16 protein-coding genes are annotated in these 24,086 nt (G+C 69.1%); 8 read left to right on the top strand and 8 right to left on the bottom strand.

Translation table 11 applies throughout. From position 1 onward, the window contains the following. The first annotated feature begins 515 nt into the window (after positions 1-515). The 3 genes from ACI1V7_RS12505 (at position 516) to ACI1V7_RS12495 (ending at position 4,750) form a co-directional block, all read left to right on the top strand. Positions 516-2,735, top strand: a complete 2,220-nt coding sequence (locus ACI1V7_RS12505; protein ID WP_404532078.1) for a bifunctional SulP family inorganic anion transporter/carbonic anhydrase — start codon at positions 516-518, stop codon at positions 2,733-2,735. 80 nt (positions 2,736-2,815) lie between these two features. Further along, positions 2,816-3,433 (top strand): DedA family protein, encoded by a 618-nt coding sequence (locus tag ACI1V7_RS12500; protein ID WP_404532077.1) that lies wholly within the window; start codon positions 2,816-2,818, stop codon positions 3,431-3,433. A gap of 204 nt (positions 3,434-3,637) precedes the next feature. After that, positions 3,638-4,750, top strand: a complete 1,113-nt coding sequence (locus tag ACI1V7_RS12495; RefSeq protein WP_404532076.1) for an acyltransferase family protein — start codon at positions 3,638-3,640, stop codon at positions 4,748-4,750. On the opposite strand, the gene ACI1V7_RS12490 is transcribed toward ACI1V7_RS12495, so the two are convergent. From ACI1V7_RS12490 to ACI1V7_RS12470, 5 genes are all read right to left on the bottom strand, one after another. After that, positions 4,738-5,316: a hypothetical protein gene (locus ACI1V7_RS12490; RefSeq protein WP_404532075.1), complete on the bottom strand. Its 579-nt coding sequence runs from the start codon at positions 5,314-5,316 to the stop codon at positions 4,738-4,740. The genes ACI1V7_RS12495 and ACI1V7_RS12490 overlap by 13 nt on opposite strands. Then, the gene (locus ACI1V7_RS12485) at positions 5,313-7,571 is read right to left on the bottom strand and encodes an ATP-binding protein (RefSeq protein WP_404532074.1); all 2,259 of its coding nucleotides are present in this window, start codon (positions 7,569-7,571) and stop codon (positions 5,313-5,315) included. The genes ACI1V7_RS12490 and ACI1V7_RS12485 overlap by 4 nt, the downstream gene beginning before the upstream one ends. Positions 7,572-7,882: 311 nt before the next feature. After that, positions 7,883-8,629, bottom strand: coding sequence for a response regulator (locus ACI1V7_RS12480; protein WP_404532073.1), 747 nt, complete (start codon positions 8,627-8,629; stop codon positions 7,883-7,885). A 72-nt stretch (positions 8,630-8,701) separates the two neighbouring features. After that, on the bottom strand, positions 8,702-12,967 hold the full coding sequence (locus ACI1V7_RS12475) for a two-component regulator propeller domain-containing protein (RefSeq protein WP_404532072.1): 4,266 nt from the start codon (positions 12,965-12,967) through the stop codon (positions 8,702-8,704). A 137-nt stretch (positions 12,968-13,104) separates the two neighbouring features. After that, positions 13,105-14,913 carry a gamma-glutamyltransferase family protein gene (locus tag ACI1V7_RS12470; RefSeq protein ID WP_404532071.1) on the bottom strand — a complete coding sequence of 603 codons (1,809 nt, stop codon included), beginning with the start codon at positions 14,911-14,913 and terminating at the stop codon, positions 13,105-13,107. Between the two features lie 380 nt (positions 14,914-15,293). On the opposite strand from ACI1V7_RS12470, the gene ACI1V7_RS12465 reads away from it, so the two are divergent. The 3 genes from ACI1V7_RS12465 to ACI1V7_RS12455 all read left to right on the top strand — a co-directional run bounded on the left by ACI1V7_RS12465 (position 15,294) and on the right by ACI1V7_RS12455 (position 20,004). Next, entirely contained in the window at positions 15,294-16,031 is a 738-nt protein-coding gene (locus tag ACI1V7_RS12465; RefSeq protein WP_404532070.1) for a PEP-CTERM sorting domain-containing protein, read from the top strand. Between the two features lie 95 nt (positions 16,032-16,126). Next, positions 16,127-16,855, top strand: coding sequence for an NF038120 family PEP-CTERM protein (locus ACI1V7_RS12460; RefSeq protein WP_404532069.1), 729 nt, complete (start codon positions 16,127-16,129; stop codon positions 16,853-16,855). 17 nt (positions 16,856-16,872) lie between these two features. Continuing rightward, complete coding sequence (locus tag ACI1V7_RS12455; protein WP_404532068.1) at positions 16,873-20,004, top strand: S8 family peptidase; 3,132 nt, start codon at positions 16,873-16,875, stop codon at positions 20,002-20,004. Between the two features lie 138 nt (positions 20,005-20,142). On the opposite strand, the gene ACI1V7_RS12450 is transcribed toward ACI1V7_RS12455, so the two are convergent. Further along, on the bottom strand, positions 20,143-20,919 hold the full coding sequence (locus tag ACI1V7_RS12450) for a 3-hydroxyacyl-CoA dehydrogenase (protein ID WP_404532067.1): 777 nt from the start codon (positions 20,917-20,919) through the stop codon (positions 20,143-20,145). A gap of 77 nt (positions 20,920-20,996) precedes the next feature. Further along, a complete protein-coding gene (locus ACI1V7_RS12445) occupies positions 20,997-21,629 on the bottom strand; it encodes a hypothetical protein (protein ID WP_404532066.1) in 633 nt (210 codons plus the stop codon). A gap of 181 nt (positions 21,630-21,810) precedes the next feature. Here ACI1V7_RS12445 and ACI1V7_RS12440 point away from each other — a divergent pair, with 181 nt between their 5' ends. Continuing rightward, positions 21,811-23,112, top strand: coding sequence for an acetyl-CoA hydrolase/transferase family protein (locus ACI1V7_RS12440; protein WP_404532065.1), 1,302 nt, complete (start codon positions 21,811-21,813; stop codon positions 23,110-23,112). Here ACI1V7_RS12440 and ACI1V7_RS12435 read toward each other — a convergent pair. Continuing rightward, the gene (locus ACI1V7_RS12435) at positions 23,109-23,288 is read right to left on the bottom strand and encodes a hypothetical protein (protein ID WP_404532064.1); all 180 of its coding nucleotides are present in this window, start codon (positions 23,286-23,288) and stop codon (positions 23,109-23,111) included. The two genes, ACI1V7_RS12440 and ACI1V7_RS12435, sit on opposite strands and share 4 nt — an antisense overlap. A gap of 258 nt (positions 23,289-23,546) precedes the next feature. Here ACI1V7_RS12435 and ACI1V7_RS12430 point away from each other — a divergent pair, with 258 nt between their 5' ends. Further along, a complete protein-coding gene (locus ACI1V7_RS12430; RefSeq protein WP_404532063.1) occupies positions 23,547-24,074 on the top strand; it encodes a DsbA family protein in 528 nt (175 codons plus the stop codon). The last annotated feature ends 12 nt before the right edge of the window (positions 24,075-24,086 follow it).

Genomic DNA, 24,086 nt, shown 5'->3' with positions numbered 1-24,086 from the left:
ACACGCATGTTGCAGCCAGGTATTCTACCCTACCGCCGTCGCGCCCACAATCGCGCGACGTCATCTCCGTCTCCCTCCCCACCCCGATCTTCCTCCGGCGCCGGCGCGTCTTCACCGGCGCGTGCCACTGCGCGCATCATCGTTTCCCGTCCATTTCCAGAACGATCAAATGCATTGGATCGAAGAAATCGCTCAACAAGAGAATGAAACTTTCTTATTTACAATTGTAATTTCCTTTACATTTTTTTGTAACAATCGTATGGCGCACTGCACAAAAGTTGCCATATGCATGCTATATTTTTTGCTCTCCGTATGTAAATCCGCGCAATAAACAATTGCGTAAAGCCGCCGCATTTTCTTTTATTTGATTCACCCCAATCAATAACGCCCCATCGCGAATTTATTGATGACATATCCATCCGCATGCTGATTTAATTGCCGACGTCACTCTTTTCGCATGAAGCGAAAGCGCCTCGGCATCCTTGTCGCCAACCGTCGTCCTCAAGCGAGAGCCCATGAATATGCATACCCTCAAGTACGATCTGCCCGCGGGCATGGTGGTCTTCCTCGTCGCCCTGCCCCTGTGCCTTGGCATTGCCCTGGCCTCGGGCGCGCCCCTGTTTTCCGGGATTATTTCCGGCATTATCGGCGGCATCGTCGTCGGCATGATCAGCGGTTCCCATACGAGCGTCAGCGGACCGGCGGCCGGCCTGGCCGCCGTCGTCCTCGCGTCCATCGGCAAACTGGGCGCATTCGATATCCTGCTGGTGGCGATTTCGATCGCCGGCGTTTTACAAGTGGCCATGGGCTGCCTGCGCGCCGGTTTCATTGCGAATTACGTGCCGTCGAATGTCATCAAGGGATTATTGGCGGCGATCGGCATACTATTAATTCTCAAGCAGATTCCGCACGCAATCGGCTATGACGCGAATAATGCCGACGAATTATCGTTCTGGCAGGCGAATGGCGAAAATACGCTGTCGGCGATCGCCAATGCATTCGCCGTGATCACGCCCGGCGCCGTCCTCATCACGCTGGTATCGATGCTGATCCTGGTCAATTGGGACAAGACGCCGCTGGCGCGGCTGAAATTGTTCCCGGCGCCCCTGTTCGTCGTGGCACTGGGCATCGGCATGAACCTGCTGTTCGCCCGTTACTTCCCGGCGCTGAGCGTGGAACCCATGCACCTCGTCGACATCCCGCCGCTGGACGTGGGCAACCTCGGCGCCTACGTGCAACTGCCCGACCTGGCCCACTTCGGCAACCACGACGTCTGGCTGGTCGCCTTCACCATCGCCGTCGTCGCCTCGCTGGAGACGCTCCTGAACGTCGAGGCGGTCGACAAGCTCGACCCGCACAAGCGCGAAACGCCGCCCAACCGCGAGCTGGTGGCGCAAGGCATCGGCAATATCTGCGCCGGCCTGCTGGGCGGACTGCCCGTCACGTCGGTGATCGTGCGCAGCTCCGTGAACGTCCAGTCCGGCAACCGCACCAAGGCCTCGGCCGTGCTGCACGGCGTGCTGCTGCTCGTCGCCGTGGTCGCGCTCAGCCCCCTGCTGAACCAGATCCCGCTGGCCGCGCTGGCCGCCATCCTCATCGTCACCGGCTACAAGCTGGCCAAGGTCTCGCTGTTCCGCGACATGTACCGCAAGGGCTGGTCGCAGTTCCTGCCGTTCGCGATCACCATCGCCGCCATCGTGTTCACCGACCTGCTGACCGGCGTGCTGGTGGGCCTGTTCGCCAGCCTGTTCTACCTGATGCGCAGCCACTTCCGCAATCCGTACTCGATCGAGCAGTACCGCATGCACATCGGCGACGTCATCAAGATGGAGCTGCCGAACCAGGTCTCGTTCCTGAACAAGGCCACGATCAAGAGCACGCTGTGGGAGATCCCGAACGGCGCCAACGTGCTGATCGACGCCAGCAATGCCGACTACATCGACAACGACGTGCTCGAGATCATCCACGACTTCCGCGTCGTCGCCGCCGAACGGGGCATCCGCCTGAACGTCGTCGGCCTGCGCGAACAATACCAGCTGAGCGATCCGATCCAGTTCGTGCCCGCCCTCGACAAGGAGACGCGCGACCGCCTGCATCCGCAAGATGTGCTGCACCTGCTGCGCGACGGCAATGAACGCTTCCGCGCCGGCCGTTTCACCAAGAAATACTACCTGGACCAGGTCGACGCGACGGCCTCCGGCCAGCATCCGATGGCGGTCGTCGTCAACTGCATCGACTCGCGCACGTCGCCGGAAATCATCTTCGACGCCGGCCTGGGCGACCTCCTGACGATCCGCATCGCCGGCAACGTCATCAACCGCGACATCATCGGCAGCCTGGAAATCGCCCACAAGCTGGGCGCCAAGCTGATCGTCGTGAAGGGCCATTCGCGCTGCGGCGCGGTCGGCCTGGCGCTGAAGGACGAGCAGGCGCACAGCGTCGGCGCCATAACCGGCAAGATCCAGAAGGCGGTCCGCCAGTGCAATTGCGGCGCCTCCCACGGCGACGCTGGCGACGCTGCCCTGCTGGAACAGGTGACGCGCCAGAACATCGAGAATTCGCTGGCCGACATCGTCGCCGGCAGCGAATTCCTGCGCGGCTGCATCGCGCGCGGCGAGATGGGCCTGGTCGGCGCTTACCACGACATCGCCGAGCGCACCGTGCACTTCGGCGAACTGGTCAAGCCCGACGCCATCGACGACTACCGCGTGCCCGTGCCCAGCGTCGCCGCCTGATCCGGGCCGGCCGCGCAACCCGGCGCCGCGGCTCGGCGGCGCCGGCTATGCTGTGGCCATTCCATCCGACGAGGCCCCGCATGTTCGACTTCATCACCGACTTACTGAAAGAGCACGGCTACCTGGGCCTGTTCGCGCTGATGGTGCTGGAAAACGTGTTCCCGCCGATCCCCTCGGAAGTGATCGTGCCCTTCGCCGGCTTCGTGGCGGCGCACGGCGAACTGCACCTGGCCGGCGTGCTGCTGGCCGGCACCCTCGGCTCCGTGGTCGGCGCCCTGCCCTGGTACTACGCCGCGCGCGCCTACGGGGCCACGCGCCTGAAGCGGGCGGCGGCGCGCCACGGCCGCTGGCTGGCGATGAGCTGCCAGGACATCGACAAGTCCCTGCATGCGTTCGAACGCCACGGCGGCAAGGCCGTGCTGTTCGGCCGCCTGGTGCCGGCGCTGCGCACGCTGGTGTCGCTGCCGGCCGGCGTCGCGGCCATGAAGCTGCCGACCTTCCTGCTGCTGTCGGCGCTCGGCTCGCTCGCCTGGACCGCCCTGCTGGCGTCCACCGGCTTCGTGCTGAAGGACCAGTACGAGCACGTGGCCGAGTTCGTCGATCCCGTGTCGAAGGCCGTGCTGGGCGTGCTGCTCAGTGCTTACCTGTACCGGGTCGTCACCTGGAAACCGCAACGCCAGCCGACGGGACGTTCCTGATACAGGATCGGGGTCTCGCAGGCGGTAGCCCTCCCGCCCACGGCATGCTTCGCCGTGCTCCTTCCCGACGGTCGAAATAATTCCTTAGCGCAATTAATGTACATACGCCACTACTTGATATGATGTGTGGCATTTCTATTATCAAACTTCCCGACGAGCCGTTTTCTGCTTAGCATTTGACATTTAGTCAACTCCCAGCAAGAAATGAAGGCTGATCCGCGCATCTCATACATCGACACCTGGCGCTTTCTGGCGATCCTGCTGGTACTGTGTTCGCACATCATCGAATACAGCCACCCGATCTACGAGACGGCGGTTCCCGGATTGTTCTGGCGTGCCCGCGGGCTCGGAACACTCGGCGTACAAGTTTTCTTCTGCATCAGTGGCTACGTCATCTGCCGCGGCATGATCCGCGAAAGCCAGCTGCATGGGGCCGTCAACATGCGCGGCTTTTACGTGCGTCGTGCATTCCGCATCTTGCCGCCGCTTGCCATCTATTGCGTGTTCATCCTGCTGCTGACAGCCGCGGGTGTCGCCTCCGTCACAGGCGCCCAGGTCGCGCAATCCGTCGCATTCCTCTGCAATTTCAGTTCGGTCGGACAATGCGGCTGGCTGCTCGGCCACACCTGGAGCCTTGCCTACGAAGAGCAGTTCTATCTCGTGTTCCCGCTCGTGTTCTCCGTACTGGCGCTCGGACGGCACCGCGCTCGCTTGCCGATCATCGTACTGGTACTGGCTGCGGCGGCCATTGCCCTGCACCTGCTCGACCGGCCGGCGCTGGCGACCTACTTGTCCACGTTCACCTTCATGGCGTGGGGGTGCGTGTTCGCGTTCTACGAGAAGGAGCTGCGGCCCCTGCTGGAACGCCTGCCGGTCGCCGCGTGGGCGGCGGTCGCGCTGCTGGTCCTGGCGGCGTACACGGCCGCGAAGTCGTACGGAGTCGCCACCATGGTCTATCCCACCGTTGCGCCGCTCGCCATCTGTATCGCCGTCTTCGGTACGCCGATGCGCAATCGCATCGTGGGCGCGGCGTTCGGTAACCAGCGCCTCGCGTACCTCGGCAAGATCTCGTATACGGTGTACCTGTGGCAGCAGGCAAGCACCGGCAACCTTGGCCTCGCATCGCCGCTTCCCACCTTCCTGTTGATCGTACTGGTCTTCGTCGTGGCGCACCTGTCGTATCGCCACATCGAACGCCCCCTCATCGCCATCGGTGCCGCATTGTCCGCACGCTGGACGAGGCCGGCCGCGACGGCGGCGGGACCGGTGGTGTCCGTGCCGGACGATCCGGAGGCGCCGCGCATTCACCTGTCGTAGCGCCGGAACGTGACCACCCACACCAGCGGATCGGCCTCCCAGCTGCCCGCTCCGTTGATGCCTTCCCACACGGCGCGGTAGGCCGCGACGGGATCGGCGGACGGCGCCACGCCTTCGGCCAGCGCATCGGCAGCGCTCACCTGCAGCAGGCGCTCGCTGCGCACGGCGACGATCTCCAGCAGGATGCGGCTGGCGGCGCGCGGCATGAACAGTGCCGGGCGCTTGTGCCAGCGCGGCGGCGCCGTGGCGTCGCGGGTGCCGTCCACGTCCGGCGCGTCATGGTCGAAGCGCCAGCGGCGACCCGTCGCCGGCGTCAGGTCGGCGAACGCCCATTCCTCGCGTTCCTTCGCGGGGTTCCAACGCCTCGTCCAATGGCCGAAGGCGGCGTACGTCTCGCGCACCCACAGGCGGTCGCCGGGCGCGCCGAAGGGATTGGAACGCGGATCGGGCTCCGCCGCCCCGTGGCCACGCACGGCGCGGCGGGTCTGGGTCTTGCGGCCGGCCAGCAGCGCCTCGACCATCGGCCGCGAGAACAGGATGCCGCGCTCGCGCACCCGCGCGCTCACGCGCCGATCCGGTGCGGGCCATGCGGGGTGGGCGGCATGTGCGGCACGTGCGGCATGTCCGGGAGATGCGGAATGTACGGCAGGTCGGGCTGCACGGGATCGGTGGACGCGGCCTGCGCCAGCATGGCGCACACCTTGTCGACCAGCGCGTGCATGGCGAACGGCTTGGTCAGCAATTCCATCTGCACGGGCAGCGTCTCGTTCTTCATCACGGTGCCCTCCGCGTAGCCCGTCACCAGCAGCACGGGCAGCTGCGGCCAGCGCACCCGCACCTGGTCGGCCAGCTGGCGGCCGTTCATGCCGTTGGGCAGGCCCACGTCGGTGACGAGCATGTCCGGCCGCACCTCGCCGCGCTGGTCCTGCAGCAGGCGCAGCGCCTGCGGCGCGTCGGCCGCGGCCAGCACCGTGTAGCCCTGCAGCTGCAGCACCTCGCTCATCACGGCGCGGATATCATCCTCGTCGTCGACCACCAGCACTAGGCCCTTGCGGTGGCCTTCCTGCAGCGTCGCGTCCTGGTCGGTACAGGCGGCCTGCTGCGGCTCGGCCACGTGGCGCGGCAGCAGCAGGCGCACCTCGGTGCCGTGGCCGGCGCGCGAGTCGATGCGTACATGGCCGCCCGACTGCTGCGCGAAGCCGTACACCATTGACAGGCCCAGGCCCGTGCCCTGCCCCATCGGCTTGGTGGTGAAGAAGGGGTCGAAGGCGCGCGCCGCCACGTCGGGCGGCATGCCGGCGCCGTTGTCGCGCACGATCACCTGCACGTAGTCGCCGGGACGCAGGTCGCCGTGGCGGCGCGCCTGCGCCGGCGTCAATGCCACGTTGCCCGTCTCGACGTCGATCAGGCCGCCCTCCGGCATGGCGTCGCGGGCATTGTTGGCCAGGTTCAGCAAGGCGCTTTCCAGCTGGTTGGGGTCGCACAGCGTCGTCCACACGGCCGGCTGCAGGCGCGTGCGCAGCGCGATCGACGGGCCGGCGGCGCGCTCGATCAGTTCCGTCATCGACATCACCAGCGCATTCACGCTGGTCGGCCTGGGGTCGAGCGCCTGGCGCCGCGAGAAGGCCAGCAGGCGGTGCGTCAGCGCCGCCGCGCGCTGGGTCACGCCGAGCGCCGCGTCGATGCGCGCCGGCAGGTCGCCGCTCTGGCCCATGCGCAGGCGCAGCTTCATGAGCTCCAGGTGGCCCGTGACGCCGGCCAGCATATTGTTGAAGTCGTGCGCCAGGCCGCCCGTCAGCTGGCCCACCGCCTCCATCTTCTGCGACTGGCGCAGCGCTTCCTCGGCCTGGCGCAGCGCGTCGGCCTGCTGCTTCTCGCTGCTCACGTCGCGCGCCACGCCGTACAGCAGCTCGCCCTCCGGCGAGATGGTCCAGGACAGCCAGCGCGGCGAGCCGTCGCGGTGCAGCATGCGCATCTCGTAGCCGACCAGCGGGGTACCGGCGGCCAGCATCTGCAGCTTTTCCAGCACGTCGGCGCAATCGTCCGGGTGGACCATCTGCATGAACGGGCGCACGGTCGCTTCGGCCGCGCTCCAGCCCAGCACGTCGGTGAACGCGGGATTCACGGTCAGGAACCGTCCCGTCGTCAGCGACGCCGCCGCCATCACGTCGCGCGAGATGCGCCACAGGCGGTCGCGGTCGATCGCATGCGTCGTCACCTGGTGCGACAGGATCTCGCCCAGGCGCTGCTGGCGCTGGTCGCGCCGGCGCAGGGCCGCCTGGGCGCGCACCTTGGCCGTGGTGTCCGTCATCGTGCACAGCACGCCCGCGACGGCGCCGGCGCCGTCGTGCACGGGGGTGCAGGAAAAGCTGTACCAGGCCGGTTCGGGATAGCCGTGGCGCTCCAGCAGCACGGGCACGTCGTCGGCGTGGCAGGCCACGCCGCCGCGGGCGCGCAGCACGAGCGGGCCGAGCGCGTTCCAGGCCGCGGGCCAGGCCTCCGGCAACGGGGTTCCGGGCGCGCGTTCGCCCAGCAGCGGCAGGCAGGCATCGTTGGGGAAGGCGGCCAGCTGGACGCCCCAGCACAGGATAGACGGGAAGCCGCAGCCGAGGGCGATGCCCAGCGCGCCGCGCAGGCAGTCCGGCCAGGCCGCGAGGGGCCCGAACCGGGTGGCGGACCAGTCATGCGCGCCGATGTGCGCCGCCATGCGGCCGCCGCAGGCAAGGAAGGCAGGCCCCGGGGCGGGGCCGGATGCGGCGCTGTAAGTGGGGCTGTAAGTGGGGCTGAAAGTCGGGTCGGAACCCAGCATCGTCGTCGTCATGTCCGCTCGCCATCCCTTGGCTGTCGTCCCTGCCGGGGCCCGCCATCCGCGGATGCCAAGTACCTTGCAAAGTCGACCATTTTAATGAGAATCGTCGTGCGGACGGCGCGCACTACGCGTACGAGAACGCGCCGGCGCGCTCCCGCACGGCGCGTCCGTTTCGATGCCGGGGGCGGCCGTCGGTTGGCGGCGTCCGGCGTGTGCGACCGGATCAGTATGCCAAAAACATGCCGTTCGCGATGGGTGGATTTACAACGTCGTAGCGGATCGCGCCTTGACAAGCGGACCGTCCTTTGGCGGCCGAGGGACGATCAGTGCAGCAGGCGGTGCGCGGCCTCGGTCTGGTGCTGCGTGGCGGCGCCGGCCGCGTCCAGTGCCCGCGCGACGGCGGCCCGCTCGAGCGTGGCGGCCGCCGCCTGCGCTTCCAGGCTGGCGCCGGCCCCTTCCAGCCCCAGCGTGCGGCAGCCTTCGGCCAGGCGCGCCAGGCGCAGGCGCGCCGCGTCGATGTCGCTGGCGGCCAGCAGGCGTTCCAGTTCGGGCGCCGCGTCGTGCAGCTGGCGCTGCAGGCCGCCCAGGTAGATGACGAGGCGGGCCACGTCGATGCCCAGGCGCCGCGTGACGGCGTCGGGCGGTTCGGCGCCGTGGTCGGGCGCCGCTGCAGCGTCCGAGCCGCGCGTCGGCAACACGTTGGCCAGGTGCTGCGCGACCTTGTCGCCGTCGAAGGGTTTCACAATGAAGCCGGCCGCGCCCAGGCCCAGCGCCTGCTCCATCGTGGCGGCATCGTTGGCGGCCGAGACCAGCACGAAGGGCAAGCCCGTGAAGCGCGCATCGGCCTTGACCCGGGCCAGCAATTCCATGCCGGACAGGCGCGGCATGCGCAGGTCGCAGAACAGGATGCTGGGCGCCAGGCCCGCTTCCAGCCGGCCCCAGGCGTCCTCGCCATCCTCCGCTTCCTGCACGTCGATGGCGGCGGCGCCCGCGGCCATGCCGGCGCCGTCGATCATGTGCATCAGCATCATGCGCGCTACCACATCGTCGTCGACTATCAGGACTTTCATTGCCGCTCCAGCAATCTTGTTAAATAGAAATTATACAGATTTTACGCTGGCGCACACGCTGCCGAATCCGGTTCACGCCGTCGCCGCATCGAAGCGCGCCAGCAGCGCCAGCAACTGCGGCAGGCGCTGGCGCACGGCATCCAGGCGGCCCGCGTCGGCGTCGGCCTCCAGCTCGCCGCACAGCGTGGACAGCACCGGCTCGTCCAGGTAGCCGGCACTGCCGCGCAGGCCATGCAGCAGGCGCCCCGCCGCTTCGGCGTCGGACGCGTCCAGCGCCGCCGCCAGTTCCGCGCGGCGGCGCGGCAGGTCGGCCGCGAAGGTATGGCGCAGCTTGTCCTTCAGGTCGCTTGCGCGCCGGCCCGCGTTCGGCGCCGCGGGCACGGCCGGGGCGCCCGTCAGCACGCCGAACATTGCATCGAGGTCGGCCGTGCTGGGGGCCGCCGCGGACACGGCCGGCGCCGTGCGCACGGGCATCGGCGGCAGCACGATGCCGCGTTGCAGCTGGCGCTCGATCGCGCGCGTCAGGTGGTAGTGCAGCTGGGTGTCGTCGATCGGCTTGGTGAGGAAGGCGTCCATGCCGCAGGCCAGGTAGCGGTTGCGGTCTTCCTCGCTGACGTTGGCGGTCAATGCGACGATCATCAGGTGCTGGTCCAGCACGGGCGCCTCCAGCGGGCCGCCGGCGCGGATCAGGCGCGTGGCGCTGGCGCCGTCCATCTCCGGCATGCGCCCGTCCATCAGGATCAGGTCGTAGCGGGTGCGCGCGCAGGCCGCCACGGCCAGCATGCCGTTTTCGACCACGTCGACCTGGTGGCCCAGTTCTTCCAGCAGCATGCGCACGATGATCTGGTTGGTCGGGTAGTCCTCGGCGCACAGCACGCGCAGGCGGTGCGTGTGCGGCTCGCGCGGGGCGTCCTGCACCACCGGCGGCTGCTCGCCGTCGGCCAGCGGCAGCACGAAGCTGAAGGTGGAGCCGACGTTCGGCGTGCTGGCGGCGGCGATGGTGCCGCCCATCAGCTCGACCAGCTGGCGGCAGATCGCCAGGCCCAGGCCCGTGCCGCCGTAGCGCCGCGTGGTGGTCGCGTCGGCCTGCTCGAACTGCTGGAACAGGCGCGGCAAGGCGTCCGGTTCGATGCCGATGCCCGTGTCCTCGACCGAGAAGCGGATCATGTTGCGGCCGTCGGCGTCGAGCTGGTCGGCGCGGCGGCGCTCCACGCGCACGGTGACGGTGCCGCTGTCGGTGAACTTGAAGGCGTTGCCGACCAGGTTGACGAGGACCTGGCGCAGGCGCGTGGGATCGCCCACCACGAAGCGCGGCAGGTCGTCGTCCAGGTGCACGGCGAAGCCCACGCTGTGGGCACCGGCCTGTTCCTCGAACAGCGTGACCACCTGCTCGATCGCGTCGTCCAGCGCGAAGTCGATGTTCTCGATGGTCAGCTTGCCCGCCTCGATCTTGGAAAAGTCGAGCAGGTCGTTGATGATGGCCAGCAGCGACTGGGCGTTCGCCTGGCCGCGCAGGATCTGCTCGCGCGTCGACTCCTTCAGCATGCCGTCGCGCAGCGCGAAGCCCAGCATGCCGATCACGCCGGCCAGCGGGGTGCGCATCTCGTGGCTCATGTTCGCCAGGAACTCGGACTTCTGGCGCGTCGCATCCTCGGCGCGCTGCTTGGCCTGGTACAGCCGCTCCTCGTTTTCCTGCAGCGCCGCGTTGGCCAGCGCCAGCTCGTCGGTGCGGCGCCGGACCTGGCGCTGCTGGTCGCGCAATTCCTCGGTCTGGCGCTCCAGCAGGCGGTTCTGCTGCTCGATCTTTTCCGTGCGCGCGCCAACCTGCTGTTCGAGCAGGTCCTTCTGGCGCCGCAGCCCGTCCACGCGCACGCGGAACAGGCCGTAGCCGATGCCCAGCACCAGCAGGCCGCACAGCGTGCGGAACCACCAGGTCTTCCAGTACGGCGGCAGCACGGTGACCTCCAGGCTGGCCGCGGAATCGCTCCACACGCCGTCCTTGTTGGCGGCCCGCACCTGGAAGGTGTACTTGCCCGGATCCAGGTTCGTGTAGGTGGCGAAGCGCTTGCCCGCGTCGACGCCGATCCAGTCCTGGTCGAAGCCGGCCAGGCGGTAGGCGAAGCGGTTGCGGCCCGGCGCGGCGAAGTGCAGCGCCGAGAATTCCAGCGAGAACACGGAATCGGCCGGCGTCAGCGTGATGCCGGACAGGCGCTCGATGGGGCCCGGCAGCAGGCCCGGATGCGCATCCTGCCACGGACGCCCGAAGATCTGCAGGCCCGTGATGACGGCGCGCGGCGCGATCAGGTTGTCGTGCAGCGCGCGCGGGTCGAACGCCGTCATGCCGTTGTTGCCGCCGAAGTACAGCGTGCCGTCCGGCGCGCGCAGCGCCGAGGCGTCGAAATAGGCGCCCTCGATGGTGCCGTCGGCCGAGTTGTAGTTGCGCCAGCCGCCGCTGGCCGGGTCGAGCCGGTGCAGGCCGCTGGAACTGCTGACCCAGATGAATCCGTCCGGGTCTTCCAGCATCGCCGCCACGGCGTCGTCGGCCAGGCCGTCGCGCGTCGTGTAGCGCTGGAAGCGCGGGGTGCCGTCCGGGCCGATGACCATCTTGTTCAAGCCCACGGCGGTGCCGACCCACAGCGTGCCGTTGCGGTCTTCCAGCAGGTAGTGGACCTCGTCGTGGCTCAGGCTGGCCGGGTCGGACGGATCGTGGCGGAAGTGGCGGAACTTGCCGGTGGCGCGGTCGAGCAGGTCGAGGCCGTCGAAGGTGCCGACCCAGAAGCGGCCGTGGCGGTCTTCCAGCATGGGCCGCACGATATTGTCGGCCAGGCTGGAGCTCGACGCCGGATCGTGGTGCCAGCTGGACAGCTTGCCGCTGGCCGGGTCGAGCCGGTGCAAGCCGCCGCGGGTGGCGATCCACAGCATGCCGTCGCGCGTGACGAACAGGTTGCGCACGAAGTTGGCATCGACATCGCCGGTGGGCGCGAGCACGCGCCGTTCGAGCTTGCCGCTGGCGGGATCGAGGCGCGCCAGGCCGTTGCGGGCGCCGACCCAGACGGTGCCGTCGCGGCCGCGCGCCACGGCGGTGGCCATGGCGTCGCCCGAGATCCCGCCCTCCACCGGCGCCAGCCGGTACGGTCGGTCGATCCCGCTGACGGGGTCGTAGTGGTGCAGGCCGCCATTGGTCGCCAGCCACAGCGCGCCGGCGCCGTCGCCGGCCATGCCGCGCACCTTGTTGTCTTCCACCGCGATCGCCGAATCGGATCCGCGCACGATGCGCGCGAAGCCGCCGCTGCCCATGTCCGCGCGCGACACCCCGCCGTACCAGGTGCCCACCCAGAACGTGCCGACGCGGTCGCCATACAGGGCCGAGACCTGGTTGTCGCCCAGGCTGTAGCCGTCCGTGATGCGGTGCGGATGGCTCTCGAAGCGGTTGCGCGACGGCATCCAGCGGTACAGGCCGCGGTCGTGCGAGCCCACCCAGACCTGGCGCTCGGCGTCCTGGTACAGCACGCTGATCTCGCCGGCGGGGATGCCCTCGGCCGGGCCGAAGCGGCGCAAGTCCCCCTTCTGGCCGATCGGCAGGCGTTCCAGTCCGGCCATGCTGCCGACCCACAGGTGCTCGCCGGCGTCGACCAGCAGCGCCTGGATCACGTCGAACTTGCCGCCCGTCGGCGACGGGTGGTGGCGGAAATGCATCAGGTCCGGATCGAGGCTGTCCAGGCCGGCCGCGGTGCCGACCCACAGGCGCCCGTCGCGCCCCAGCGCCAGCGCGTTGACCTTGTCCGAGGACAGGCTGTCGGCCACGCCCGGCACGTGGTGCCAGACGGCGAAGCGGCCCGTCTCGATGTCGAAGTGCTGCAGGCCGTCGGCGGTGGCCAGCCACAGCCCGTCCTTGCCGTCGTCGAGGATGGCGCGGATGTGGCGGTTGCCGTTGCCCCGCTTGACGGGCTCGTCGGGCAGGAAATGGGTGAAGGTGCCGCTGCTGGGCTCATAGCGGTCGAGGCCGCCGTCGGTGCCGATCCACAGCCGTCCCTTGCGGTCGACGTAGAGCACGCGCACCCAGTTGTTGGCCAGCGTGCGCGGATCGCCGACGGCGTTGCGGTAATTGGTGAAGCGGTAGCCGTCGTAGCGCGACAGGCCGGACTGGGTGCCGAACCACATGAAGCCGTCCGGATCCTGGACGATGGCCAGCACGGATTCCTGCGCCAGGCCGTCGTCCACCGACAGGTGCTCGAAGCGCAGCGTCGGGTTCGGCGCCGCCGCAGCCGGAAGCAGCGGGACCAGCGCGGCCAGCAGGCAGGCGAGCGCGAGCGAGCGCAGCAGCTGCAGCGCCGGCAAGAGCCGCCTCGTCCATGCGCCCGCTCCGGGGCCGGGGATTGCACCCCACGTACGTTCAATGTCCACGCGGCAAGATTAACAAATCCCGCCGCGCTTGGGTCGAATAATTACCCTTCGATCAACAACTTCGGCGCGTTTTAGTCGCCTTTTGCCACACCTTCGCGGCGCGGATCGGCGCCGCCGAACCACAGCGGCACGCCGCCCACCTCGATGCGTTCAATGCCCTGCAGGCCGGACGTCTGGTCGCCGATGCGGATCGTGTGGCCGCGCGCCTTCAGCGCCGCGATCTCGGACGCGGGGAAGCGGCCCGCTTCGAGCTCCGTCGGGCCGTTGCGGCTGCCGAAGTTCGGCAGCGCGATCGCCTGCTGCATGTTCAAGTCCCAGTCCAGCGTGCCGACCAGCACCTTGGCCACGTAGTTGATGATCAGGGGACCGCCCGGCGAACCGATCGCCTCGACGAACCGGCCCGTCTTCTTGTCGAACACGATCGTCGGGCTCATGGCGCTGCGCGGACGCTTGCCCGGCTCGACGCGGTTGGCGATGGGGCCGTTGGCATCCTGCGAATCGAACGAGAAGTCGGTCAGCTGGTTGTTCAGGATGAAGCCGTCGACCATCTGGCGCGAGCCGAACGCATCCTCGACGCTGGTCGTCATCGACAGGCCGGCGCCGTACCCGTCCACGGCCACCACGTGCGAGGTCGAATGGGCCTCGATCGAATTGTCCAAGCCCCAGTTCCAGGCCATGTCCACGCCCGGCGGATTGCCCGGCGGCGCCTTGCCCATCGAGCGGTCGTCCCTGACCAGGCTGGCGCGCTGGGCCAGGTAGGTCTTGTCGAGCAGCGCCGGCAGGCCGCGGCCCGGCAGCGGCACGAAGTCGGTGTCGGCGGCGTAGCGGTCGCGGTCGGCGTAGGCGAGGCGCCCCACCTCCGAGAACACGTGGACGGCGTCGGCGGACGGCACGCCGTTGGTCGGCGCCAGCGCCTTCATATTGCGCGTCTCGAACATGCCCAGCATCTGCGCCACGGCGATGCCGCCGGAGGACGGCGGCGGCATGCCGCAAATGACGTAGCTCCGGTAATCGCTGCAGACCGGATCCCGTTCCTTGGGCCGGTAGGCGGCGATGTCGGCGGCCGTCAGCAGGCCGGGATTGGTCGGGTGGCTCCTGACCTTGGCCTCGATGTCGCGCGCGATGCGGCCCGTGTAGAACACCTCGGCGCCGCCGTCGGCGATCTCGTGCAGCGTCTTCGCCAGTTCCGGGTTCTTCAGCAGGTGGCCGACGGGCCAGGGCTGGCCGTCCGGGCCGTAGAAATAGGCGCGCGCCGTCGGGTCCTTGCGGATGTGGGCATCGCCGGCCAGCAGGGCGTGCAGGCGCGGGCTGACCTTGAAGCCCCCCTCCGACAGGCGGATCGCCGGGGCGAACAGCGTCTTCCAGGGCAGCTTGCCGTGTTCCTTGTGGGCCAGCGCCAGCATGCGCAGCACGCCCGGCGCGCCCGTCGAGCGGCCGCCGACGACGCCTTCGGTACGCGACAGCGGCGTGCCGTCCGGATGCTGGAACAGGTGTTCGGTCGCCTTCGACGGCGCCGTCTCGCGGCCGTCGTAGGCATGGGTCTTCTTGCCGTCGTAGTAGACGAGGAAGGCGCCGCCGCCGATGCCGGACGATTGCGGCTCGACGAGGGTCAGCACCAGTTGCGTGGCGATGCCGGCATCGATCGCCGTGCCGCCGTGCTTGAGCATCTCGTAGCCCGCTTCCACCGCGAGGGGATTGGCGGCCGCCACCATGTACTTGCGCGCCGGCCATCCCGCCTTCTCGGTCCAGCCGCTCGCGCTTTCCGGTTGCTGCTGCAGGGCCGGACGTCCGGCGTCCTGGGCCGGCGCGGCGCCGCTCGCGAGGAGGCCGGCAAGCAGCAGGGACAGGGTCAGGCGGGGGGCGAACGGCGTGGACGTCATGGATTCTCCGGTAAATACGGGAGCGACCGGGCCGCTCCCTATGGCCAACGGGACATCGTACAGCAAATGGCCGAGGCATTCACGGCCGGCGCCCCGGACCGGCGGCAGCGCCGCGTGAGGCAATTGCGCAACGCTTTCCTCCCCCTGCCAGACGGCCAGGTGCCCTGGCGCGGGCGCACGTTTTCCGGGCACGGGCCGCGCCGGCCCGCACCCGCGGCGTGCCTCCCGCGCATCCGGCGCACCGGCGGCGGGCAGGCGCGACACATGCATACAAATTCACCAGACTTCATACAAACAGTTTCATAAATTCCACAATTAGGAAATTTTTAAGATTTTATGATGACCCTTGGTTTCATTTTTACAACACCAGGAGGTCGAAGATGGAAGGTTGGAGTCGTAGTAGACAAGTACCCGCAGCCGGCGTCGCAGGCCGCGGCGCGCGGCGCACGGCCCCGTGGCTGCTGGCCGCGGCACTGGGCCTCGGCGCCGCACCCGCGTTCGCGGACGTCATCCTGTCGTCGGTGGGCGAAGGCTGGGTCAACAGCCGGGGCGGCAGCAACGAGGCCGCTCCCGTCAACAACACGTTCACGGGCAACGAACTCGGCATGCGCTACAACAGCTGGGTGGCGTTCTACGTGCCGGCCGGGAGCTACACGTCGGCGACGCTGTCGATCACGCCGAGCTATTACGGCGAGCCGGGTCCGTCCGTGATCGGCCTGTTCGACGTCACCACGCCGTATTCCGGCTTCGCCAATACCTTCCACCCGGGCACCGACGTCTTCAAGGACCTCGGCAGCGGGCGCCAGTACGCCGCCGCCACGCTGTACGACCAGCCGCTCGACATCGCGCTGAACGGCCGCGCGCTGGCCGACGTCAACGGCGCCACCGACCACTTCTTCCTGATCGGCTTCACCAACCAGACGCTGAACGCCCTGCCGTCCACAGCGTCCTCCGACGGCATCTATATCAACGGCACCGGCCGCTCGCTGATGGAACTGACGCTCGGCACCGCCACGACCGCCAAGGCCGCCGACGTGCCCGAGCCGGCCAGCTGGATGAGCATGGGCGGTGGCCTGGCGCTGCTGGCCGGCGTGCTGCGCCGGCGCCGTCGTACCTGACCCTCCCGCCACGACCATTCATATATTTATTACAAGGAAGAGAGATGCACGGATTATCAGAAAAATATCGAGGAAACGCGCGGCAAGGCATGGGGATGTCCGGCTGGCGCCGCTGCCTGGCGGCGGCAAGCCTGGCCGTCGGCGCGGCGCTGGTGGGCCCGGCGGCACAAGCCGGCATCATCGACTTCGAGGGCCAGGCGCCCGGCTTCCTGATGGACGGGGACAGCGTCGCGCACGGCGGCTACCGCTTCACCGCCTCCTTCGGCGGCGATCCGGCCGACGGCGGCGGCCTCGTGGGTGCCGTGCTGGACGGCAGCGACACGGGCCTGTGCGCCAATTTCTCCTGCCCGACCAGCAACACGTCGACGTTCCTCGGCGCATTCGACGACGGCGTGGTGACCATGCGCGCCGGCGATGCCTCGCCGTTCTACCTGGCCGGTTTCGATGCCGCCTTCCTCGGCCATGACCTGCTGGGCGACGGCTATGTCGCCGGGTTGCTGCAGCTGACCGGCCTGCGTGCCGACGGCACCCAGCTCGACGTCGTGTTCGACCTGTTCGATCCGCTGTACGGCTTCCAGCACTACCTCACCGATGGCGAATTCGCCGCGAGCGCCTTCGTCTCCGTCCAGTTCCGCGGCTTTGCCTGCGACCTGACCGGGTTCTGCCGCCCGTCCGAAGCCAACCAGGGCCAGTTCGCCCTGGACGATGTGGTCGCCAGCGCCGACGCGCCGCCGTCCGGCGAAGTGCCGGAACCGGGCACCGCCCTCCTCTTCGGTCTCGGCTACGCGCTGCTGCGCGCCGGCCAGCGCCGCCGTTCCGCCTGAGCTTTTTCGGAGACCCCATGAAACGACATTCCATCGCGGCGGCGCTGGCGCTGCTGTGCCTCGCCGCGTGCGCGCAGGCGAACGCCGACGAGGCGCGCCGGCCCTACATCGTGCGCCTGCTCGACAAGCCGGTTGCTTCCTACACGGGCGGCGCGGGCGCGTTGCGCGCCACCCAGCCAGCGCCCGGCAAGATGCTCGACCTGCGCTCGGCCGACGTGCAGGCCTATGGCGCCTACCTCGACGGACGCCGCGCCCAGGCCCGTTCCCTGGTCGCCGCGGCGCCCGTGCAGTACGAATACCGGATCGTGTTCAACGGCTTCGCCGCCCTGCTCACGAGCGCCGAGGTCGCGCAGCTGAAGGCCAGCGGCACCGTGGCCGCCATCGTGCCGGACGTGCGCCGGCGCGTCCTCACCAGCTACACCCCGACCTTCCTCGGCCTGGACCAGCCCGGCGGCCTGTGGAGCCAGCTGGGCGGCAAGGAACACGCGGGCGAGAACGTCATCGTCGGCATCCTCGACACGGGCATCTGGCCGGAAGACCCGTCCTACGCCGACCGCGTCGACGCCAAGGGCGTGCCCGTGTTCGAAGGCGGGCAGCCGGCCTACGGCGCCCCGCCGGCCAAGTGGAAGGGCCAGTGCCAGACGGGCGAAGGCTTCACGGCCGCCATGTGCAACAACAAGCTGATCGGCGCGCGCTACTTCAACGAGGCCTTCCTCGCCTTCGACGGCCCGCTGCACTGGAGCGAGTTCCGCTCGGCGCGCGACTCGATCGCCGAGCCGGTCGGCCAGGGCGGCCACGGCACCCATACATCGACCACGGCGGCCGGCAACGGCAACGTGGCGGCGACGGTGAACGGCGTCGCGATGGGCGGCACCTCGGGCATCGCGCCGCGCGCCCGCATCGCCGCCTACAAGGTGTGCTGGACCGCCCAGCGCGACGACGACCCGGCCGGCAGCAACGGCTGCTACGGCGCCGACAGCGTGGCCGCGATCGAGCAGGCCGTGCAGGACGGCGTGGACGTGCTGAGCTACTCGATCGGCGGCGGCGAGACGCCCGACGACATGGTCGAGATGGCCTTCCTGAACGCCGCCAACGCGGGCGTGTTCGTGGCCGCCGCCGCCGGCAACGGCGGCCCGCAGCCGACCTTGAACCACGTCGGTCCCTGGCTGGCGACGGTGGCCGCGACGACCCACGACCGCCAGTACCTGGCCGACCTGACCCTGGCCAGCGGCGCCAAGTACAGCGGCGCCTCGCTGAATACCGACGTGCTGCCGGCCACGCCGCTGGTGCTGGCCCGCAACGCCGGCGTGGCCGGCGCCGACCCGGCCATGCTGGACGCCTGCTACGGCAAGGCGGACGCCGGCCAGGCCCTGCTCGATCCGGACAAGGTCGCCGGCAAGATCGTCGTGTGCGTGCGCGGCCTCACCCCGCGCATCGCCAAGAGCCTGGCCGTCAAGGAGGCCGGCGGCGCCGGCATGGTGCTGGTGGACGACGGCAACGGCCCCGTCGCGGAAGTGCACTCGGTGCCCACCGTGCACGTGAGCATGGAAGACGGCGCGCGCATCACCGCCTACGCGGCCCAGGCCGAGGCCCGCGGCGGCATCTCGGCGTTCGCCGCCGTCAAGGGACGGGTGGCGGCGCCCGTGGTCGCGGCCTTTTCCTCGCGCGGACCCAGCGTCGCCGAGCCGAGCCAGCTCAAGCCCGACCTGGCGGCGCCCGGCGTCGAGATCCTGGCCGGCGTCTCGCCCGTGCTGACACAGGAGCAGCGCGACGCCGTCGCCGGCGGCACCCTCGTGCCACCCGCGGCCTGGACCTTCATGCAGGGCACGTCGATGGCCACGCCGCACGTGGCCGGCCTCGCGGCCCTGCTGCGCCAGCGCCATCCGGACTGGTCGCCGGCGGCGATCAAGTCGGCGCTGATGACGACGGCGACCCAGACCCTGCCCGACAAGCTGCAGGGCGACACCGCCGGCACCATGCCCTGGGCCCAGGGCGCCGGCCAGGTCGCGCCGAATGCGGCGGCCGACCCGGGCCTGGTGTACGACATCGCCCCGGCCGACTACCTGAAGTACCTGTGCTTCCTGGGCCTTTCCGACGAATGCGGCAACGGCACGCTGTCCAGCGCCGACCTGAACCTGCCCACGATCACGCTCGCCAACGTGACGGGCAGCCAGACCGTCAAGCGCAGCGTGACCAACGTCGGCACGACCCGCGCCACCTACACGGCCAGGGCCGTCATCGACGGCGGCTACACGGTGCAGGTGACGCCGTCCACGCTGACGCTGGCGCCGGGCGAGAGCGGCGCGTTCAGCGTGACCCTGAAGCGCACGACCGCTTCCGTGCCCTGGCAGTACGGCACGCTCGAATGGCGCGACGGCGTGCACGTGGTGCGCAGCGCGCTGCAGGCACGTTCGCCCACGCCGATCCTGACGGCGCCGACCCAGGTCCAGGCCGAACGCGACAGCGGCATGCGCCTGATGAGCATCGCGGCCGGCTACAGCGGCAAGCTGCTGTCGACCCAGTCCGGCCTGAAGGAAATGGAGCGCACGGCGCTGCAGGTCGAGCAGGCTCCCGCGGGCACGGCGGACACGCTGGACCAGGCCAAGGCCGCCTGCCGCGCCGGGGCGCCGGGCACCACGCTGGTCGGCGTGACGGTGCCGGCCGGCACGCTGGCGGCGCGCTTCGAACTGCTCGACCGCGACGTCGCCGGCGGCGACACGGGCATGCAGGACCTCGATCTGGTGCTGATGAAGGACGCGACGCTGGTCGACTACAGCATGCACGTGGGCAGCAACGAGGCCATCGTGCTGGGCAGCCCGCCGGCGGGCAACTACCAGCTGTGCGTGATCGGCTACGACCTGGCCGGCGGCGCGCCCACCGGGGCGGTGCTGTCCTCGGCCCTGGTCGGTGCCGGCCAGGGATCCAACCTGAAAGTGGCGCTGCCCAGCAAGGTGTATGGCGGCAGCACGGCGACGGTGGGCCTGAGCTGGTCCGGCCTGCAGCAGGGCAAGCGCTACGTGGGCGGCGTGCGCCTGACCGACGACACGGGCGCCAACCCGGTCACGACGGTGCTCAGCGTGACGACCGACGGCATCGCGCCGGCCAATACGCAGGCGCTGCGCGCGGCGCGCAAGGTGGGCACGCTCTGACCTGGTTTGCCGGCCCCAAAGCCGTCGCCCCTGCGGAGGCAGGGGCCCAGGTGTGTACGCGTTGCGGCTACGCGTGCACATTGGCCCCTGCCGTCGCAGGGGCGACGCGCTGGTAGTGGACGGTAGTGGACTATCCGCTCACTTCGGCTGCATGCGGATCGCGCCGTCCAGACGGATCGTCTCGCCGTTCAGCATCACGTTCTCGATGATGGCCTTGGCCAGGTGCGCATACTCCATCGGCATGCCCAGGCGCGGCGGGAACGGCACCATCCTGCCGAGCGAGTCGCGCACTTCCTGCGGCATGTTCATCAGCATCGGCGTCTCGAAGATGCCGGGGGCGATCGTCATCACGCGGATGCCGCTGCGGGACAGGTCGCGCGCCATCGGCAGCGTCATGCCGGCCACGCCCGCCTTTGAGGCGGCATAGGCGGCCTGGCCGATCTGGCCGTCGAAGGCGGCCACCGAGGCCGTGTTGATGATGACGCCGCGCTCGCCGTGTTCCAGCGGGGCTTCCCGGCCCATCGCATCGGCCGCCAGGCGGCACATATTGAAGGTGCCGATCAGGTTGATGTCGATCGCGCGGCGGAACTGGTCGAGCGGGTGCGGGCCGTCCTTGCCGACGGTCTTGACGGCCGGCGCGATGCCGGCGCAGTTGACGAGGCCGCGCAGGCTGCCCATCTGCAGGGCCGCGGCGACCACGGCCTGGCCGTCGGCTTCCGACGTCACGTCGCACTTGACGAAGCGGACGGTGGCGCCGAACTGCGCGCCGAGCTCCTCGGCCAGCGCACGGCCGGCCTCCTCCTGCACGTCGGCCAGCACTGCCTTGCCGCCGGCGGCCACGATGGTGCGCGCGGTGGCGGCACCCAGGCCGGACGCGCCGCCCGTCACGATGAATACATTGTCCTGGAATTGCATGGTCTCCTCCGTTGTTGTGCTTGTTTACGTTTACGTTAACGTCAACATAGGAATTGTACCAATTTCGCTTCCCGCCCTCAAAAACATTGGACCGTCGCCCCGCTGCGCGTGCACAGCCGCCCGCTGCTGTTGACGCCCGCCGCGCCGGCGCCCGTCGAGAAACTGTTGCCGCCGGCATCCGTGCAGAAGCTGCCCTGGCAGCCGCGCACGGCCGTCGAGCTGGGCACGACCGGCTGCGGCGCTGCCGCGGGCGGCGGCACGGGCACGCCGGCCGGCGGCACGGCCTGCGGGGCGCGCAGCGGACGGGGCGCCATCGGGCCGGTGGCCTGTGCGCCTGGACGCCGGGGCGCGGGCGCCTGCGTCTTCTGTTGCGTCTTCTGCTGCGTGTTCTGCTGCGTGTTCGGCTGCGGCGGCGTGGCCTGCGGGTCCTGGCGCATCAGCGTATCGGCCTCGTCGTGCACCTCGGCCGGGTCCTTGCGTCCGGGCACCGCCTGGGCCGGCGCCTCGCGCGTGCCCGGCGCATCGCGCCGCGTCAGCACGGGGCCATAGGACGGGGCCGCCGGCTGCTTCGCCTGGGTTTCGTCCGCGACGGCGGCATCGCGCCGGGCCTGTTCCGCCTGGCGCGGACTGGCCGTCTGCGCCTGCGCGGCGGCGCAAAGCGGCAGCGCCAGGGTCAGCGCCAGCGCACTGGCGATTCGCTTCGTTTGCATGCTTCACCTCGTATCGACGACTCGTATCGGAACCGTTGTTTGAGTACCGATTATCGGCCGCGCCACAGGCTCCCGGCGCGCGGCTGCACGTCAAGCTGTTGTCAGCCTGGGTTCTTACGCTATGCTGGACAACAAAGGATCCGGCACAGACCAGGACCATGGACAACATCACGGAGACATCATGCAGACGATGCAGGAACTGTACCGGGCCCGGCGCACCAGCGCCGCCGGCGCCCTCGACCACGTGCGCAACGGGGACATGATCGTCGTTCCCACCGGCGTCGGCGAGCCGCCCACGCTGCTGGCCGCGCTGTCCGACCAATGCAAGCGCTTCACCGACGTCCAGGTCGCCCAGATCCTGGCCATGCGCAAGTACGGCTACTTCGACCAGGCCTGCCGTCCCCACGTGCGCCACGCGGCGCTGTTCTTCGGCGGCGCCTCCCGTGCCGGCGGCCAGGGCGGCTGGTGCGACTTCATCCCCAATTATTTTTCCGAGATCCCCACGCTGATCGAGCGCGGCCTGATGCCGGCCGACGTCGTGTTCGCGATGGCCTCGCCCATGAGCGCGTCCGGCCATTTCGCGCTGAGCCTGGGTACGGACTACACGATGGCGGCCGTGGCCAAGGCGCGCGCCGTGGTGCTGGAAGTGAATCCCAACGTGCCGTTCACGCACGGCCAGTGCCACGTGCACGTGTCGCAGGTAACGGCGCTGGTCGAGAGCGAGGAACCGATCCTGGAAGTGGGCCTGCCCGCGATCGGTCCCGTGCAGGAAGCGATCGGCCACCTGGTCGCCGAACGGATCGAGGACGGCTCGACGCTGCAGATCGGCTATGGCGGCATTCCCGATGCCGTGGTAATGCAATTGACGGGCAAGCGCGACCTCGGCATCCATACCGAGATGATCGGCGACGGCATCCTGACGCTGGTGGAATCGGGGGCGGTGAACAACAGCAGGAAGACGCTGCTGCCGGGGAAGATGGTCGCGACCTTCGCGCTGGGATCGCGCCGGCTGTACGAGTTCATGCATCAGAACCCGATGCTGGAGATGCATCCGTCGAATTTCACCAACGACCCGTACATCGCGGGCCAGAACGAAAAATTGGTGACGATCAATGCGAGCCTGCAGGTCGATTTGCTGGGCCAGTGCGGCAGCGAGAGCATCGGCCACCTGCCCTATTCCGGCACGGGAGGCCAGGTCGATTTCGTGCGGGCCGCGAACCGCTCGCGCGGCGGCCAATCCTTCATCGTGCTGCCTTCGACGGCCAAGGACGGCAGCATTTCGCGCATCGTGCCGACGCTGGCGCCGGGAACCCACGCCACCACCAGCAAGAACGACGTCAACTACGTCGTCACCGAATGGGGCGTGGCCCAGCTGCGCGGCAAGTCGGCGAAGCAGCGCGCGCAGGCGCTGATCGCCATCGCCCATCCGGATTTCCGCTCCTGGCTGCGCGAGGAGGCGGACCGGATGTGCGTGTTCAGCTAGCTGGCCTGCTCGGTATGCGCCGGCTTGCCGGCGGTACCGTAGATCAGCAGTTGACGTTGCAGTGCAGCAAGATCGGCATCGGCTTGCGCGGCCGGGCTGGCGCCCTGCTGCATCTGGACGCGATCCGGGGCGAGGATGCGGGCGTCGGCGCCCGCTTGTGCTTCGGTGTGGGACATGGTCATGCTCCGTTTGGTTGGTAAGATGGCGCGCCCGGTGCTGGCCGGCGCTGATGGTTGAACTCTACCGCAGTTGGCGCGATTGCGCTGCGGCGCACCACACATGCACGGGGAATATCAACAGTGGTTCCGGCGGTATTTCCTGCAGGGTTTTGCCAAGCTGAACCTTGCGGCACGAATGACGCCGCCATGCCATCATGGGTTCGACAGCGGCGCGGCAAGAACGGACAGGCGCCGCGCCCACCACAGGAGAACCCCATGCAGCAAGCAGCACAGATCGGCAAGGACGACCACGTGCGCGGCTCGGAAGATGCCGCGCTGACACTCATCGAATACGGCGACTTCCAATGCCCGTATTGCGCGCGGGCGCACCAGGCCCTGCAGGAACTGGAGGACGAAGTCGGCGGCATCCGGCTCGTGTTCCGCCACCTGCCCCTGTCGGACCTGCATCCGCTGGCCGAGCTGGCGGCCGAGACGGCGGAGTCGGCCGCCAGCCAGGGACGTTTCTGGGACATGCACGATGCGCTGTTCGAGAACCAGTTCGAGCTTATGGACGACGGCGACCTCGCCGACCTGGCCGAGGACCTGGAACTCGACGCCGAGCGCGTGCGCAGCGAACTCGCCGCGCGCCGCCACCGTCCGCGCGTGCAGGCCGACCTGGCCCGCGCCAGCGAGCACGGCGCCAGCCGCACGCCGACCTTCTTCATCAACGGCGTGCCCTACGAGGGCGATTCGGACCGCGATTCCCTGCGCGAGGCCTTGACGGCGGCGCTGCAGAAACGATAGACGCCACGCCGG

Source organism: Massilia paldalensis (assembly GCF_044901715.1).
Lineage (GTDB): Bacteria > Pseudomonadota > Gammaproteobacteria > Burkholderiales > Burkholderiaceae_D > Telluria > Telluria paldalensis.
Note: the sequence above shows the minus strand (reverse complement) of the source record. Positions and strands in the feature narration are given on the sequence as shown.

Excerpts from the sequence above, each read along its gene's own strand:
- ACI1V7_RS12505 (WP_404532078.1), top strand. The coding sequence starts at position 516 with ATGAATATGCATACCCTCAAGTACGATCTGCCCGCGGGCATGGTGGTC.
- ACI1V7_RS12500 (WP_404532077.1), top strand. The coding sequence starts at position 2,816 with ATGTTCGACTTCATCACCGACTTACTGAAAGAGCACGGCTACCTGGGC.
- ACI1V7_RS12495 (WP_404532076.1), top strand. The coding sequence starts at position 3,638 with ATGAAGGCTGATCCGCGCATCTCATACATCGACACCTGGCGCTTTCTG.
- ACI1V7_RS12485 (WP_404532074.1), bottom strand. The coding sequence starts at position 7,571 with ATGACGACGACGATGCTGGGTTCCGACCCGACTTTCAGCCCCACTTAC.
- ACI1V7_RS12480 (WP_404532073.1), bottom strand. The coding sequence starts at position 8,629 with ATGAAAGTCCTGATAGTCGACGACGATGTGGTAGCGCGCATGATGCTG.
- ACI1V7_RS12470 (WP_404532071.1), bottom strand. The coding sequence starts at position 14,913 with ATGACGTCCACGCCGTTCGCCCCCCGCCTGACCCTGTCCCTGCTGCTT.
- ACI1V7_RS12465 (WP_404532070.1), top strand. The coding sequence starts at position 15,294 with ATGGAAGGTTGGAGTCGTAGTAGACAAGTACCCGCAGCCGGCGTCGCA.
- ACI1V7_RS12460 (WP_404532069.1), top strand. The coding sequence starts at position 16,127 with ATGTCCGGCTGGCGCCGCTGCCTGGCGGCGGCAAGCCTGGCCGTCGGC.
- ACI1V7_RS12455 (WP_404532068.1), top strand. The coding sequence starts at position 16,873 with ATGAAACGACATTCCATCGCGGCGGCGCTGGCGCTGCTGTGCCTCGCC.
- ACI1V7_RS12450 (WP_404532067.1), bottom strand. The coding sequence starts at position 20,919 with ATGCAATTCCAGGACAATGTATTCATCGTGACGGGCGGCGCGTCCGGC.
- ACI1V7_RS12445 (WP_404532066.1), bottom strand. The coding sequence starts at position 21,629 with ATGCAAACGAAGCGAATCGCCAGTGCGCTGGCGCTGACCCTGGCGCTG.
- ACI1V7_RS12440 (WP_404532065.1), top strand. The coding sequence starts at position 21,811 with ATGCAGACGATGCAGGAACTGTACCGGGCCCGGCGCACCAGCGCCGCC.
- ACI1V7_RS12435 (WP_404532064.1), bottom strand. The coding sequence starts at position 23,288 with ATGTCCCACACCGAAGCACAAGCGGGCGCCGACGCCCGCATCCTCGCC.
- ACI1V7_RS12430 (WP_404532063.1), top strand. The coding sequence starts at position 23,547 with ATGCAGCAAGCAGCACAGATCGGCAAGGACGACCACGTGCGCGGCTCG.